The sequence below is a fragment of the Desulfosporosinus burensis genome (assembly GCF_054657535.1).
In genome coordinates this window covers 20,397-34,267 of record NZ_BAAHYN010000023.1, presented here as the reverse complement: position 1 = coordinate 34,267, position 13,871 = coordinate 20,397, and the positions used below count along the sequence as shown (strand labels likewise).

General features: G+C 41.6%; 18 protein-coding genes, 1 pseudogene and 1 riboswitch. Of the genes and pseudogenes, 17 read left to right on the top strand and 2 right to left on the bottom strand.

Annotation, left to right across the window (positions count from 1 at the left end):
* Window positions 1-23 precede the first annotated feature (23 nt).
* From ACYQ3Q_RS26645 to ACYQ3Q_RS26570, 16 genes and pseudogenes are all read left to right on the top strand, one after another.
* Window positions 24-680, top strand: coding sequence for an ECF transporter S component (locus ACYQ3Q_RS26645; RefSeq protein WP_459931438.1), 657 nt, complete (start codon window positions 24-26; stop codon window positions 678-680).
* 77 nt (window positions 681-757) lie between these two features.
* Window positions 758-856: pseudogene (locus tag ACYQ3Q_RS26640) on the top strand (hypothetical protein); the annotation flags it as partial.
* The gene (locus ACYQ3Q_RS26635) at window positions 845-1,150 is read left to right on the top strand and encodes an ATP-binding protein (protein WP_459931468.1); all 306 of its coding nucleotides are present in this window, start codon (window positions 845-847) and stop codon (window positions 1,148-1,150) included. The pseudogene ACYQ3Q_RS26640 and the gene ACYQ3Q_RS26635, both read left to right, overlap by 12 nt.
* A 582-nt stretch (window positions 1,151-1,732) precedes the next feature.
* Window positions 1,733-2,479, top strand: coding sequence for a class I SAM-dependent methyltransferase (locus tag ACYQ3Q_RS26630; protein ID WP_459931437.1), 747 nt, complete (start codon window positions 1,733-1,735; stop codon window positions 2,477-2,479).
* A 156-nt stretch (window positions 2,480-2,635) separates the two neighbouring features.
* Window positions 2,636-2,818, top strand: coding sequence for a hypothetical protein (locus ACYQ3Q_RS26625; RefSeq protein WP_459931436.1), 183 nt, complete (start codon window positions 2,636-2,638; stop codon window positions 2,816-2,818).
* A 100-nt stretch (window positions 2,819-2,918) separates the two neighbouring features.
* Complete coding sequence (gene nikB / locus ACYQ3Q_RS26620; protein ID WP_459931435.1) at window positions 2,919-3,857, top strand: nickel ABC transporter permease; 939 nt, start codon at window positions 2,919-2,921, stop codon at window positions 3,855-3,857.
* A 1-nt stretch (window position 3,858) separates the two neighbouring features.
* Window positions 3,859-4,689 carry a nickel transporter permease gene (gene nikC / locus ACYQ3Q_RS26615; protein WP_459931434.1) on the top strand — a complete coding sequence of 277 codons (831 nt, stop codon included), beginning with the start codon at window positions 3,859-3,861 and terminating at the stop codon, window positions 4,687-4,689.
* A gap of 23 nt (window positions 4,690-4,712) precedes the next feature.
* On the top strand, window positions 4,713-6,257 hold the full coding sequence (locus ACYQ3Q_RS26610; protein WP_459931433.1) for an ABC transporter substrate-binding protein: 1,545 nt from the start codon (window positions 4,713-4,715) through the stop codon (window positions 6,255-6,257).
* Window positions 6,258-6,261: 4 nt separating this feature from the next.
* Entirely contained in the window at window positions 6,262-7,053 is a 792-nt protein-coding gene (locus ACYQ3Q_RS26605; RefSeq protein WP_459931467.1) for an ABC transporter ATP-binding protein, read from the top strand.
* Window positions 7,046-7,999: an ABC transporter ATP-binding protein gene (locus tag ACYQ3Q_RS26600; RefSeq protein WP_459931432.1), complete on the top strand. Its 954-nt coding sequence runs from the start codon at window positions 7,046-7,048 to the stop codon at window positions 7,997-7,999. The genes ACYQ3Q_RS26605 and ACYQ3Q_RS26600 overlap by 8 nt, the downstream gene beginning before the upstream one ends.
* 27 nt (window positions 8,000-8,026) lie before the next feature.
* Window positions 8,027-8,425 carry a FecCD family ABC transporter permease gene (locus tag ACYQ3Q_RS26595; protein ID WP_459931431.1) on the top strand — a complete coding sequence of 133 codons (399 nt, stop codon included), beginning with the start codon at window positions 8,027-8,029 and terminating at the stop codon, window positions 8,423-8,425.
* Window positions 8,425-8,718, top strand: a complete 294-nt coding sequence (locus tag ACYQ3Q_RS26590; protein WP_459931430.1) for an ATP-binding cassette domain-containing protein — start codon at window positions 8,425-8,427, stop codon at window positions 8,716-8,718. Before ACYQ3Q_RS26595 ends, ACYQ3Q_RS26590 begins: the two co-directional genes overlap by 1 nt.
* Window positions 8,660-8,953, top strand: coding sequence for an ATP-binding cassette domain-containing protein (locus tag ACYQ3Q_RS26585; protein ID WP_459931471.1), 294 nt, complete (start codon window positions 8,660-8,662; stop codon window positions 8,951-8,953). Before ACYQ3Q_RS26590 ends, ACYQ3Q_RS26585 begins: the two co-directional genes overlap by 59 nt.
* Window positions 8,954-8,972: 19 nt before the next feature.
* Window positions 8,973-9,731: a class I SAM-dependent methyltransferase gene (locus tag ACYQ3Q_RS26580; RefSeq protein ID WP_459931429.1), complete on the top strand. Its 759-nt coding sequence runs from the start codon at window positions 8,973-8,975 to the stop codon at window positions 9,729-9,731.
* A 99-nt stretch (window positions 9,732-9,830) separates the two neighbouring features.
* On the top strand, window positions 9,831-10,547 hold the full coding sequence (locus ACYQ3Q_RS26575; RefSeq protein ID WP_459931428.1) for an FRG domain-containing protein: 717 nt from the start codon (window positions 9,831-9,833) through the stop codon (window positions 10,545-10,547).
* Between the two features lie 197 nt (window positions 10,548-10,744).
* Window positions 10,745-10,925, top strand: a riboswitch (cobalamin riboswitch).
* Between the two features lie 403 nt (window positions 10,926-11,328).
* Entirely contained in the window at window positions 11,329-11,748 is a 420-nt protein-coding gene (locus ACYQ3Q_RS26570) for a hypothetical protein (RefSeq protein WP_459931427.1), read from the top strand.
* 115 nt (window positions 11,749-11,863) lie between these two features.
* Here ACYQ3Q_RS26570 and ACYQ3Q_RS26565 read toward each other — a convergent pair whose 3' ends face one another.
* Together ACYQ3Q_RS26565 and ACYQ3Q_RS26560 are read right to left on the bottom strand one after the other, a co-directional pair.
* Window positions 11,864-12,685, bottom strand: coding sequence for a class I SAM-dependent methyltransferase (locus ACYQ3Q_RS26565; protein ID WP_459931426.1), 822 nt, complete (start codon window positions 12,683-12,685; stop codon window positions 11,864-11,866).
* Window positions 12,686-12,689: 4 nt separating this feature from the next.
* The gene (locus ACYQ3Q_RS26560) at window positions 12,690-13,220 is read right to left on the bottom strand and encodes an FmdE family protein (RefSeq protein WP_459931425.1); all 531 of its coding nucleotides are present in this window, start codon (window positions 13,218-13,220) and stop codon (window positions 12,690-12,692) included.
* Window positions 13,221-13,617: 397 nt separating this feature from the next.
* Between ACYQ3Q_RS26560 and ACYQ3Q_RS26555 the strand changes: the two genes are divergently transcribed.
* The gene (locus ACYQ3Q_RS26555) at window positions 13,618-13,803 is read left to right on the top strand and encodes a hypothetical protein (protein ID WP_459931424.1); all 186 of its coding nucleotides are present in this window, start codon (window positions 13,618-13,620) and stop codon (window positions 13,801-13,803) included.
* Window positions 13,804-13,871 lie beyond the last annotated feature (68 nt).

Here is a 13,871-nt window from a genome sequence, read left to right as displayed (position 1 = left end):
AATACACAAAAGTAGTAAAAATAATGTTAATCATTTTATTACCGTTATTGTTGGTGCTATCTACGTTAAGTGGGGATAAGAACTACGGTTTATTAAGTGTGATATTTATGATCGTAGCGATGGTTCCCTTTTTCTTAAGGTTTGAAAGACGTAGGCCGGAAGCCAGAGAATTGGTTGTTATTGCTGTCATGGCTGCGCTTGCGGCCTTAGGACGGGTTGCTTTTGCCCCAATTCCCAATTTTAAGCCGACATCAGCAATTATAATAATAACAGCTATGGCGTTCGGACCTGAGGCGGGATTTTTGACAGGTGCTACAGCTGCGGTAGCCTCGAATATATTTTTCGGACAAGGTCCATGGACCCCGTGGCAAATGTTCTGCTGGGGGATGATCGGTTTTATCGCAGGGGTATTGAGAAATGCAGGTTTTCTCAAAGGGAGATTAAGCTTATCCACCTATGGACTATTATCAGGGTTTGCCTTTGGATGGGTCATGAATCTCTGGTTTATTATCGGATTTATCAATCCTATTACCTGGCAAGCTATAATAGCCGCCTACATATCAAGTTTTTGGTTTGATTTTACCCACGCATTGTCAACCCTAATCTTCCTTCTTGTGTTGGCAAAACCTTGGCTAAAAAAGCTAGACCGGATAAAAATCAAATTTGGCTTGATGGAATAGAGGATCAATGTTTTGACTTATAGAACTATCCATCAAGCCTCTAATCAAAGGAGCTTGCAGTGTAAAAAGATGAAAATGCTGTATTAAGAGTCCCCAACGGCGCTGAAGTAATTAGTGTTTCTGAGGATTACCTGGATGATTTCATAGTGCAGCATACAGAGGAAGTGTATCGACATCGGGATTACCTTGTTTCTGCCCCGATCCGAATTTTCATCTTTTCTGACCGCATCGAAATTATCAGTCCAGGTCATCTTCCCAATAATCTCACGGTGGAGAATATCAAAAAAGGTATCTCAAATATTCGTAATCCCATTTTGGCTTCTTTTGCCACAAGAATACTGCCTTATCGGGGTCTTGGCAGTGGGATCCGCAGAGCACTTAGTGCCTATCCTTCAATTGAATTGTTAGACGATCGCGAAGGGAATGTCTTTAAAGTCATTATTGCACGCGATAAAACAGTATCCCGTTAGATATAGAAAAAATCCCCCGCCAAGCTTACAACAGGCAGTGAAGGAAGGCTAGATAGTGATTAGCTAGAGCGCTTTGACTGCACCCTCCTAAAAAGGACATAGTTACTAACAGCGCGATTATTAGGGTGGCTAATCGGTTTCTATTCATTCTGACTCTCCTTTATATATCATAGTTTCTGTGACCATAAAAAAATAAATGATGGCGAAACCCCCGGACTTGTTATTAAGTTCTACTGACTCCTTAAATGAGCTTGAGGTTGCTGTTCCTAAACTAGGTGTAAGCCATACACCTAGTTTAGCCTCCTTTCACACAAACTTCTTTTCCATCTAATTTTTTTGGTAAATGAACAATTTTTTTGAATGACAAACATTAAGCAGGAATTTACGGATGGTTTGTAGAATCGGTAGAATTAACTGTCTAAATAAGCGGAAAATAATACGTTAAGCAGAACCATGAAGGTGTCTGAAAGACCATGGAGGTTTGACTCATTAGAGTCAACTTCATGGTTTTTTTTATTGGGCAGAACTTGCCAAAAAAGAAAAAGCAATGGAGAAATAAATTAGAGAAATGGAGTGAAAGCGATGCAAATGCAAAATAGGATTAAAAACTACTGGGAGGGAGAAGCTTCCCGCTACAGTGACGGAATCTGGAAAGAGATGAATAGCTTTAAGAAACAAGCCTGGGTGGATTTGATTGAGCAGTATAGACCCGCAGGTAGTTCGTTAAAGGTGCTCGATATTGGCACTGGCCCAGGATTTTTTGCCATGCTTACCGCTGAAATAGGACATAAAGTGACTGGCACGGATTGTACACAGAACATGCTGAATGAAGCGCAAAGCAACCTCCGACACATAGGTCTGGCGGCCGAGTTGTTTCTTATGGATTCTCATGCTCTTTCTTTTGCAGATAATTCTTTTGATCTGATTCTATGCCGAAATCTGACTTGGACTCTTTACGACCCACTGGCAGCCTATAGAGAATGGTATCGGGTTCTTAAGAGGGGTGGGAGATTGTTGGTTTTCGATGCTAATTGGACCTTGCGTTTGAACGACCCTGAAAGACAGGCGAAATATTTGGAAGACATGGCAGAGGCAGAACGGAGGGGGATTCATCGTCAAGGACATGTAGATCCAGAGGAAGGAGACCGGATCGCGAAAGAGCTATTTCTAAGTACCCGCCTTCGTCCACATTGGGATGCCGGAGCCCTGATCGATGCTGGGTTCAAGGAAATATTTATCAATACGGAAATTACTGACCGTATTTGGGATGAAGAAGACAAGGTTGTTTATAGATCGACCCCGATGTTCCTGGTAGGTGGAGAAAAATAACCGAGGGAAATGGGACAGAAAAAAACGTGAAGGACAGATTATTGGATACAAAAACTACAGCAGAAAGAATATTTACTAACAAGAAATACATAGCTTTATTAGCCATATTCTGTACATTCTTATGGGGGAGCGCCTACCTGGCAATTAAATTGGGGTATGATTGGGTTTTTAGCAATAATAGTCATTAATTTAGGAAAAGGAAGCCTAGATGCATCATTTACCTTAATAGGCGACGGATTTATCATTTTGTCCACGGCAATGGGGTCTATCGGCAGTATCTATAATAAGAAATTAGTAAAAACCAATGATGTTTTTGTGACAACGGGATGGCAGCATTAGCTTTAGCATGTGCAGGCATATGGATTGTTAACCGGAAATGAACAGAATTATTTTGATTATGTTGACATCAAGGAGCTCGTTGAGGGGAGCAAGAAACAAGTTGCGTAAGTACATCATGAAAAGGTTACTGCAGTTGGTTCCTGTTTTATTGGGAATTACATTCTTAACATTTACATTGACCTATCTTTCCCCGGGTGATCCGGCTGTTATCATGCTTAATGCCACAGGGGTGACGCCAACTCCACAACTGGTAGAACAGGTGAGAGAGGGAATGGGGCTGAATAAACCGTTCTTAACTCGCTATTGTGAGTGGTTAACGGGTGTAATACAAGGCGACTTTGGCTTCTCATATCAATATGGCAGACCTGTATCTGATGTAATAATATCAAGATTGCCAGCTACTCTGAAGCTTGCTGGGACATCACTGTTGCTGATGATGATCATCGCACTGCCCCTAGGCATTATATCAGCGCTGTACAGGAATAAGGCCTTAGATTACATCATTAGAATACTGTCCTTTGTAGGAATATCAATGCCGAGCTTTTGGCTTGGTCTGTTATTAATGTATATATTTTCCGTTAAGCTTAAAATTTTACCGATAATGGGAAACTCAGACTTGACAAGCATCCTATTACCAACGGTCACTCTGGCGATGGCAATGGCCTCAAAATATACAAGACAGCTGAGGGCCGCTATCCTGGAAGAAATAGGTCAGGATTATGTCATTGGGGCTAAAGCCAGAGGCCTTAAAGATAGATCTATATTATTAAAGCATATCCTACAGAAATCATTAATACCAATTGTCACTTTATTAGGCTTATCTGTAGGTTCATTATTGGGAGGTGTTGCCATAGTTGAAACTATTTTTGTTTGGCCGGGCGTGGGTCAATTGGCTGTCGAGGCCATATTTAGCAGGGATTATCCCCTGATCCAGGGCTATGTCGTATGGATGGCGGTCATCTATGTAATGGTTAATATGGTGGTGGATATTTCCTATCATCTGTTAGATCCCCGTATCCATTGGGAAAAGGGGGGTTGATGTGGAAGAGTTTAGTGCAGCTCTAAGAAAAAATAAATCATTTGCTTTTTTCTCGGCCTTAGCGCTGTTACTGGTGGGCATCAGTGTGTTTGCGCCATATCTAGCGCCTAATGACCCACTTAAAAGCAATCTGGCCCATGCGCTGCAAGGTCGAAGTGCTGAGTTTCCACTCGGGACGGATCAGCTGGGCAGATGCCTGCTGTCAAGACTCTTATATGGAGCAAGGACTTCTCTGAAAATGACCTTTTGTCTGGTGGCCATGGTACTCGCGGTAGGTACGGCAATCGGCACAGTAGCTGGGTATTTGGGCAGAAGAGTCGATACCATCATAATGAGAATTTCTGATGTTTTTCTTGCATTCCCTGGCCTGGTTTTTGCGATTGCCATTGCCGGAGTGCTTGGAGCCAGCTTGATGAATGTTGTTATAGCACTGGCTGCAGTGAGCTGGACTAAATATACGCGGGTAAGTCGGAGCTTAGTAATGGCTGCCAAAGAAAAAGATTATATCCTGGCGGCTAAAATGGGAGGAGCTAAACAGTATCAAGTAATTCTTAAATACATCTTGCCCAATATAATTCCAACGCTTATTGTAATGGCGGCGATGGACATAGGCGTTATGATGCTTGGAATATCAGCTCTTTCATTTTTGGGTCTTGGGGCTCAACCACCAACTCCCGAGTGGGGTTATATGCTCAGTGAAGGCAGGAACAATATGCAGACGGAGCCTTGGCTGATGATCTATCCGGGTATGGCAATATTTATAACGGTAATGATCTTTAATTTATTAGGCGATGGACTTAGAGATATATTAGACCCAAATAAAGAGTATTAATAAACTATTTGGAGGAAATGTAAATGAAAAAGAAAATAGCCCTTTTACTGGTCATGGTGTTAATATGTACAAGCCTTGTAGCGTGTGGAAAAAGAAACTCCGCTGATAAGACGGCTAATGGAGGAACAAAAAGCGTTGTCTTTGGAATAGGGCAGTTTCCGAAGAATATAGACCCGGCACTTGAATTTAATGGCTGGTATGTTTTCAAGTTTGGTATCGGTGAAACCTTGGTAAGATTCACTGATGATATGCAAATTGAACCACTGCTGGCTGATTCATGGAATAGGGCAGATGATTTATCGTGGAAATTTCACATCCGGCAAGGGGTTAAATTTCATAATGGTGTAGCCGTCACGGCTGAAGCTGTAAAATCATCGATCGAACGATCTTTAAAGCTGAATCCAAGAACGGCGGAGATATTACTGATCGATTCTATAACAGCAGATGGACAAAATCTTACGATAACTACTAAAACTCCTTATGAAGCATTACTAGGCAATCTGGCCGATCCTCTTGCTATCATAGTGGACACCACTGCGAAGACAGATACCTTTGCCCAGGCTCCGATAGGTACAGGCCCTTTCAAAATTCAATCCTATTCTGAAAATAAACAGGTGGTTGTAGAAAAAAACAAGGAGTATTGGGGCGAGAAAGCTCTTACAGATGTGGCAACCTTTAACTATATTAAGGATCATAATACGCGTTCAATGGCCCTGCAGAGTGGTGAAATTGATGTTGCCGAGAATATTTCAAGTAGTAATATATCACTATATGAGGGTAATTCGAGCTATAAGGTGGACAAAATATCTAGCCTGCGTATCATAATGGCCTATGAAAATTTGAGTAATGAGTTCTTAAAGGATCCAGCCGTGCGTAAGGCTATTGCTTTAGGCGTTGACAGGGAATCTTATGCCAAAACCCTTTTGAAGGGGACTGCTGTCGCTGCAGTCGGGCCCTTCCCGGCATCCTTGCCTTTTGGGGCAAAAAAGCTGACAGGATATACGTATGATAAGGTAGCGGCAGCTAAAGCCTTGGCTGATGCGGGCTATGCAGATACAGACAACGATGGCATACTAGAGAAAAATGGAAAAAAACTAGAATTAAGGATGGCGCTTTATACAACCCGTTCAGAGCTTCCAATACTTGGGGAAGCAATTCAGTCACAGCTTAAAGAAATTGGGATAAGCCTTAAGCTAGAATCTTATGAATCCGTTTCCACAGTGTTGAAAAACAAAAATTTCGATCTTTGCTTATACAGTGTCAATACGGCAACGACAGGGGATCCCCAGTCCTTCCTAACGTTGTACTTTAAAACAGGTGGAAGCGCAAATTATGGCGGATATAATAACCAAGAGGTAGATGCTCTAATTAATAAACTGAGTACGGAACGTGACACCCAAGCAAGATATGACCTTGCGACCAAAGCACAGCAAATAATATTGAATGACAATGCAGATCTCTTCCTTGTTACGCCGACGCTGAATTTAATTAGTAAGAAAACGGTTAGCGGAATAAAAATGTATCCTGTTGAGTACTATCTGCTCAATAACAAGGTAAACATTGAATGATGCTATGGAAATTCTAACGATAAACAACGTATCAATAGGCTATGGTGGGCAGAGATCGGTTGTGAAAAGCGTGAATTTGTCAGTTAATCCTAAGGAAATAATAGGAATCGTAGGGGAAAGCGGCAGCGGAAAGTCCACACTTATTCGTGCTGTATTAGGCCTGCTTCCTATTGGGGGTAGGGTTTCTGTCGGTGAGATAATTTTCAAAGGCAGAAATCTCCTTGAGTATTCGAAGAAAGAATGGAGAGAACTACGCGGAAATAGAATAGCCATGATATTTCAGAATTCAGGCGCATCATTAAATCCTATCAAAAAAATTGGCAACCAGTATATTGAAAGTATACAGTGTCATTTTGATTGTTCAAAAGCTGACGCCTATGATAAAGCAATCAATATGCTGGGGAAAATGCGGCTGCCTGATGCAGCATGTATCATGAATTCCTATACTTTTCAATTGAGCGGTGGTATGAAGCAAAGAGTGGCTATTGCCATGGCAATGACTATGGAGCCAGAGCTTCTTTTAGCTGACGAGCCCACCAGTGCTCTTGATGTTACTATCCAAGCACAGGTTGTAAGACAAATGATGGACCTGAGGAATCAGTTTAATACAAGCATTATCATAGTTACGCATAATATGGGTGTGGCATCCTATATGTCGGATAAAATAGGAGTCATGCGGCAAGGTGAATTCGTGGAATGGGGCACTAGAGCTCAGGTGATTAATAATCCGCAGAATGAATATACTGCAAATCTCTTATCAGCCATACCTGAATTAGGAGGCCGTCGCCTTGTTTGAAGACAAACTACCAATACTGGAAATAAGAAATCTTACTAAGCAGTTTGCTTTAGAAGGCGGCAAAAAATTAACGGCAGTTGATAATGTGAGTTTAGAGTTATATTCTGGCCAAAGTTTAGGCATCGTTGGCGAAAGTGGCTGTGGCAAAAGTACGCTAGCAAAGATCGTTGCGCATTTGGAAAGTGTGACATCGGGTAATATCCTTTATAAGAATAGAGACATTACCCATTTAAAGGGCGAAGAGCTTAGGCAAAATAGAAGAACGATGCAGATGATATTTCAAGATCCATCAGCATCGTTCAATCCTCGTATGAAGATAGGGGACATGGTAAGTGAACCGCTCTTAAACTTTAAGCTTATGAATAAGCGTGAAGCTATGGAAGAAACCAAAAAACTGCTGCTCATGGTTGGTCTTTCAGAGGATTCTATCAGCAGATATCCGCATCAGTTAAGCGGAGGACAAAAGCAAAGAGCGGCAATAGCCAGAGCCTTATCTTTAAAGCCTGAGATCATAGTATGCGATGAAGCTACATCCGACTTGGATGTTTCCATACAGGCACAGGTGGTTCAGCTCTTGGTGGATTTACAAAAGGAGATGGGTTTGTCCTATATTTTTATCGGGCATGATTTGGCGTTGATTAGAAATATCAGCCATAGAATCGCAGTCATGTATCTTGGCCGAATTGTTGAACTCATCGACAGTGAGGTGCTAACCACAGAGGCAGTTCATCCTTATACCAAAGCATTACTGGCGTCCGTATTCTCAGTAAAAGGAGAACGTAATACAGAAATTGAAATAATTAAAGGGGATCCGCCGAGTCCTTCGGAAATACCTCCCGGATGTAGTTTTAACTCCAGATGTACAAAATGTGAGGCAAAATGCTTGAGAGAAAAGCCTACAATAAAAAAAATCGGAATCAATCATTTCACGGCTTGTCATTTGTAGTCTGACTATAGAGTTTCGGCAGTCCTAGTGATGGCCGTTCCTATGATCGCCAAAGACACTTGGAAGCTCACTGCCCTGAAGTTGGGCGATGAGAAAGCCAAAAGCTTGGGGATAAATGTTGAAAGGCTGAGGTTAAAAACCTTTGTACTTATTTCACTATTGACTGCGTCGGCAGTATGTTTCGTAGGTACAATCGGGTTTATTGGTTTGGTTGGTCCCCATATCGCAAGAATGCTAGTAGGTGAGGATCAGAGATTCTTTTTGCCTCTGTCGGCTCTTGGCGGAGCCTTACTGCTTTCGGTTGCTTCGATTGGCAGTAAGATGATTATTCCGGGTGCGATTTTCCCAATAGGGATTGTTACATCGCTGATCGGTGTACCTTTCTTCTTTTCCCTTATTTTGACGCAGAAAAGAGAGTATTGGTAATGCTGGAAATAAGTAATTTATCGTTTGGATATGGATTGAAACCAATGTTGAGAAACATTAATCTAACGTTTCGACCGGGAAAGATGACGGCTGTTATTGGTCCTAACGCTACAGGCAAGTCTACGCTGCTAGAAGACTTAGCTTCCAGGAATATTGGCGAGTTGAGCGGCGGTCAACGGCAAATGGTGTTTATTGCGCTGGCGTTGGTAAGAGAACCTAATATTTTGCTCTTAGATGAACCGACAACCAGTTTGGATTTTGCATCGAGAACTGGAAATGCTGGAGCTAATTAAAAAACTAACCATCACCCAAAATATGACGACTGTCGTGACTCTGCATCAGCTGGACATGGCAGCCCGTTTTGCCGATGAAATCGTTGTATTGTCTGACGGCGAGGTGTATGCAACTGGACAGCCTAGTGCAGTACTGACTACGGATATGCTCCGGATGGTGTATCAAGTGAAGGCCGCTATTCATCAGGGCAGTGATGGCGTTCTCCATGTTATGGCCATGAGTTCGATAAAGTAAAGTAGAGGAGAGATGAGCTATGTTAGAAAATCGGATTGAAAAGTATTGGGATAAGCGGGCTGACAGTTATAATGAAGTTGTACAAAAGGAAATGGCTTGCCAGAAAAAAGAAGCCTGGGAGTCCCTGCTGCTTAAATATGCTGGACAAGGAGAGAATCTGCAGGTATTAGATGTAGGAACCGGACCAGGCTTCTTTGCTATTCTGTTAGCAGGGCTGAACTATTCGGTGACAGCGGTAGATAAGTGTCAAGATATGTTGGACCAAGCCCGTAAAAATGCTGAGGCAGCTCGCAAGAACATTCGTTTTATCAAAGCAGATGCCCATGCTGTTGATCTACCGAACGAGAGCTTTGATGTGATTGTATCGAGAAATGTCACTTGGCTTATGCCTAATCCGCTAGAAGTATACCAAGAATGGTACAGGCTTTTAAAACCGAACGGCAAGGTCTTGGTGTTTGATGCCAACTGGAATTTGCGCCTCAGTGACCCGGAGCTTCAACTTCAATGTGATAAGTATCGTCAGCTTGCCATCGAAAAAGGCTATCAAGATAATAAACTTACTCCAGAGCAGAGGGAAGAAAGTGAGGCTATTGCCAGGAAACTTCCTTTGTCGTATGAAAGACGGCCATCATGGGATCAACAGGCTTTTCCCAGCTGTGGTTTTCAGCAGATAGAAGTTGAGGAAACTATTAGTCATTTAGTCCATGATGAAATTGAGCGAATTTTATATTACCCAACCCCTATGTTTGCCATTTGTGCTTCCAAAGGCAATTCTTAACGGTTTAGACTAAAGCCCTGCTTTTAGTAGGGCTTTTATTCCAAATTGACAATAGATCCTCAAATACAAAATAGTGTACCATTTTGAGGAGGGAAAACTGTGATATTGACACGTGATTATATAACCAGCAATCTTAGTGAAGGAGTAATCACTGCAGATCTTTCCTCTTGGGAAGAGTTTTTTAGCATAGTAACAGGGAGACTATTGAACACTCGTAATTATATATGGCGGGGTCAGAGGTCTACTGAATGGTTATTGGAATCAACTTTGGATAGAATGCTGAAAAAGTACGATAGAAAGGATAGTTTAATACATCTTAAAAGATTTAAGTATGCCACCAAGGACAGGAGGGAATCAAATCCGGAAAAAATGGAATCGGATGATGATTGGTGGGCTTCAGGTCTGCATTACAGCCTTGTCACTCCACTTTTAGAATGGACCATTTCACCTTTTATCGCTGCATACTATGCTTTCTGCGAGGACAATAACCAACAAGATAAAAGGGCTATCTATTCCTTTGCTCAAAGAGTAGCCACTGTCAAAAACAACGAGTTAAAAATGAAGAACCCTAGCGCTAGTGGAGACGATTTATTTGTTAAGTGCATTAAGCCTTTATTTGATAATAACTCCAGGTTAGCAAACCGGTGCAGTCTGTTTACAAAGTCTCCAACAGGAGTGGACATTGAGCAGTGGGTAAGGAAAAATTTTAGTGGAGTCAGCAAAGCCAAAGTAGTTTTATTAAAGCTGACGCTACCTAACACTGAAAGAAGTACCATTTTAAAGGCTCTAAATAGAATGAACGTGATAATTACTTAACACGAAGAGCAAAAGCATGAAAATGACTCACTAGAAACTATTAATCTAAGTAAGTCTAAAAATAAGCTAGATAAAGCAGGGATTCCTAAGTTTTTGTAGAAGTAACAGATTAGGGAAAGTGCTGAAATTTGGAATAGGTCAATAGAGGTCTGGAAATTGACCAAGCCCATTTTTATTTGCTAGCCCGAAATGAAAAACTTAATACGTACGTAACGAGTATACTTTCTCAGGGAAGTATTGAAAAGGAAAGTCAGTCAATCTGACGCGGTCCCGCCACTGTGATAGTGAGCGGCCTTATATAATGTCACTGGGCAACCGGGAAGACGTAAGGCTGCGATGAACTTAAGCCAGGAGACCTGCTCGTTATAGATCAACACAGGAACCTACGGAAGATAGGGGAGGTGCCGATTATGCCGGGAAGTCAGCGAATATTGTCCGGCTAGCAAAGTCAGCTATATCCCTTTACAGGTATCTGTAGAGGGTTTTTTTGTACTATCAGAAAGTATAAATTTCGGGTAAGCATAAGTGCAACTAAGGCGGCCGCCTGCGCTAAGGCTTGGCGCCAGCCAAGTTTTCTTTATTTTCTCATGAAAGAGGCCTGACTGGTGAGACGCTGGGAGAAAATTAACAAAAAGGAAGAGCGCAGGCAAGTGTTGTACAATTGAATATTACCATATGTTAGTCCACAAGAGCATCGATTAGTTGATGTGTAAGTCACTTGAGGGGTGTATTTCTAAAGCGTAGATATGTATAAATACAGAGTGTATGGGAGCGAATTGTCATGATTACAGCCACTGTTCATAGTTTAGAAGGTGTTATCTGCAGACTCGGGTTAGACCCACTCACAGTTAACCGTTTTATGGAGGAGTGGTTACAAACTGCACACGAGGTTTCTTTTGAGGAGGCTAATGAGGTAGCTTGTATATTGAACAAAATGAAAGGATGCACTAAGTACTACTTAGCCCCAGATCCTACACAAGAGGGCTATCAGGTCGTGCTCATCGTGAGGAAAAATCGAGTAATTACTATACTTACTCAGTTAACCAATTCCTTTTACGGTGTACCTGAGGCAAAGACGGTGAATGGTACACGCATGATTAGAACACTAGGGGGTGAGATGTATGAAGACAATGGCAATTGGGTTAGACAACTTAGAAAAAGACGCGAAAAGTGTTTTAATAGAAAAAAACTCAGATTCTAGAAAACGCTATTGTTTAGATGTTGTATAAAAAGTCTCTCATTTAAGTAGGGGATGCGCCGAAACTTAAAGTATCGTTACATCCCCTTCTTCATTGGAAGGTCTATTCTTTCTCAGATTAGACCTTCCAATAGATCCAAGCAGTTTTCGTCCGAACTCTCTCTCTCACAAATCCTTTTTGAGAGATCTGTTCGAGATAGTTTCTAATTAACGTCTGTTTCTGATCACCTGAGTTGTTCTTAGTTTCAAAGAGTGTACCATAGTAAAGACAAGCTTCTTCAATGGTTCGGACATGCTCTCGATCCGTATCGACATAGGTAATATTGGGATAATAGCCAGTTAGCCAAAGAATATTAAAAATGCTGTAAATTGTATTAATATAAAATTTTGGATCTTTAAGCTGGAGGATTTCCGTACGAATAATGTCCTGAACAGAGTCGGAACGATCCACAAAATTGGATAAAAAGCAGTATCCCTTGCTGGCATCGATCATCTTCTCGAGGGTGATTTGATCATGAATTCCAGGGCTGTTGATTGCGGCAACCAAGTCAAACCTTTTTTTCCAACCGTATTCTTCAAGGTTGACTTCATCCCAATTTAAGTTTTTAAACGAGACATTGGTCAGGTTCGCGGCTGCGGCATTTTTTTGCGCATAGTCTAACATTTTATCGGATATGTCTAGGCCTGTAACGTCAGTTGATTTTTTGGCAAATTCAACGGCAAACCGTCCTGGACCGCAGCCTATGTCCATGACGCTGCTATTTTCGGTGAGAAGATTATTATGTGACATAAATTCAACGATTTTGCGAGTTCGTTCGTCAGGAGTGCCTTGAGAAACTAATTTATTGAACTCATCCGCCCGGTTGTCCCAAAAGGAGGTCCCAAATGCCTTGGCAACCTTTCCCTCGCTCCATAGACGGGTGTAATGTTGTATATCCATCTCTTTACCACCCTCTTGAATAGTCCTTGAAGCAGTCTAGGCATACTTTTTTGCCGTCATTAATTCGAATCTTATGCTCTGGAGTACCTTCTCCACAATTCTCACAAATTACGGTTGTAAAGATTCTTGCCTTTTCGGGCAACTCAAACGACGGCTTGGAGAAATTAAAGAGTTCTTCTGCAGGTGAGTTCAGAAGGTATTCTTGGCGCTGCTGGCGATCCATTTCCTCGTTTATTGGTTTTATTATCATTCTCAGGCTTTCACCATTTGACCTGTTATAAAAGCTGAAGGCCATTTTGCCTGTGCCTTTATACAAGAGGTTCCCTTTCCCAAAAGTACAGCCCGTAATTACCTGTACGGCATCGACTCCGCAGGCATCGTTTTCGGTGACACATACAATTTCTTCATCCGAAGAAAACCGAATGCCCATTTTTTTGATCGCGGCCTCACAGGCTTTATAGCCAATCGCCAGTCCTGGGCATTCGTGCCCATGGAATTCCACTGCTTTTTCCCACCTTGTTTTCTCTCTACACATACAATTAATCCCCCTTTTTTAGAAAAAATCAAAAAAAGACCAAAGAAAACTGACTATCAAAAGTCAGACCTCCATGGTCTTGGCAACACCTTCATGGTCCTGCGGGCTATGATTATGTATTTTATTCTACAATATTTCATGAATTCCTGCTAGATATATGCCCGAAATGAATAAATTAACTCCAATCTTTATGGTTCCAGTAAACTTATACAGTCCAAAAAGTTAGATAAAGCAGGGATTCCTCAATTTTTGTAGAAGTAGCAATAATAACGAAATAATTTAAAAATTTGACCATGGAGGTCTGGCTTCAATACGAAAGTCAACTTCATGGTCTTTTTTTACTAAATTTGGGAATGAAAGAAAGATATTTCATTTTCACATGAAGGAGGCATGACATGTGAGTCGCCAAGACAAGCTACAGGAGATGGAAAAGCGAAGGCAAGTACTACAGGATGCGCGAGAAGAAATCTTAGGGAAATTTATATCAGAAAGGGAACAGCGCTCTCAGTGGCTGGTTAAGCTTATGGATATTGATGACGAGCTCGAAGAATTATCCCGTCAGCAAAGCAAATTGATCAGATGAGCATATGTTTTCGGCTAACAAACGGAGTCTAAAAAAAGTAAGAAAAAGAAGGAATTCTTAAATTCATG

Bases quoted from the DNA above. Each gene is read 5' to 3' on its own strand.
- ACYQ3Q_RS26645 (WP_459931438.1), top strand. From the start codon at position 24: ATGTTAATCATTTTATTACCGTTATTGTTGGTGCTATCTACGTTAAGT.
- ACYQ3Q_RS26630 (WP_459931437.1), top strand. From the start codon at position 1,733: ATGCAAATGCAAAATAGGATTAAAAACTACTGGGAGGGAGAAGCTTCC.
- ACYQ3Q_RS26625 (WP_459931436.1), top strand. From the start codon at position 2,636: ATGATTGGGTTTTTAGCAATAATAGTCATTAATTTAGGAAAAGGAAGC.
- ACYQ3Q_RS26610 (WP_459931433.1), top strand. From the start codon at position 4,713: ATGAAAAAGAAAATAGCCCTTTTACTGGTCATGGTGTTAATATGTACA.
- ACYQ3Q_RS26605 (WP_459931467.1), top strand. From the start codon at position 6,262: ATGGAAATTCTAACGATAAACAACGTATCAATAGGCTATGGTGGGCAG.
- ACYQ3Q_RS26590 (WP_459931430.1), top strand. From the start codon at position 8,425: ATGCTGGAAATAAGTAATTTATCGTTTGGATATGGATTGAAACCAATG.
- ACYQ3Q_RS26585 (WP_459931471.1), top strand. From the start codon at position 8,660: ATGAACCGACAACCAGTTTGGATTTTGCATCGAGAACTGGAAATGCTG.
- ACYQ3Q_RS26580 (WP_459931429.1), top strand. From the start codon at position 8,973: ATGTTAGAAAATCGGATTGAAAAGTATTGGGATAAGCGGGCTGACAGT.
- ACYQ3Q_RS26570 (WP_459931427.1), top strand. From the start codon at position 11,329: ATGATTACAGCCACTGTTCATAGTTTAGAAGGTGTTATCTGCAGACTC.
- ACYQ3Q_RS26565 (WP_459931426.1), bottom strand. From the start codon at position 12,685: ATGGATATACAACATTACACCCGTCTATGGAGCGAGGGAAAGGTTGCC.
- ACYQ3Q_RS26560 (WP_459931425.1), bottom strand. From the start codon at position 13,220: ATGTGTAGAGAGAAAACAAGGTGGGAAAAAGCAGTGGAATTCCATGGG.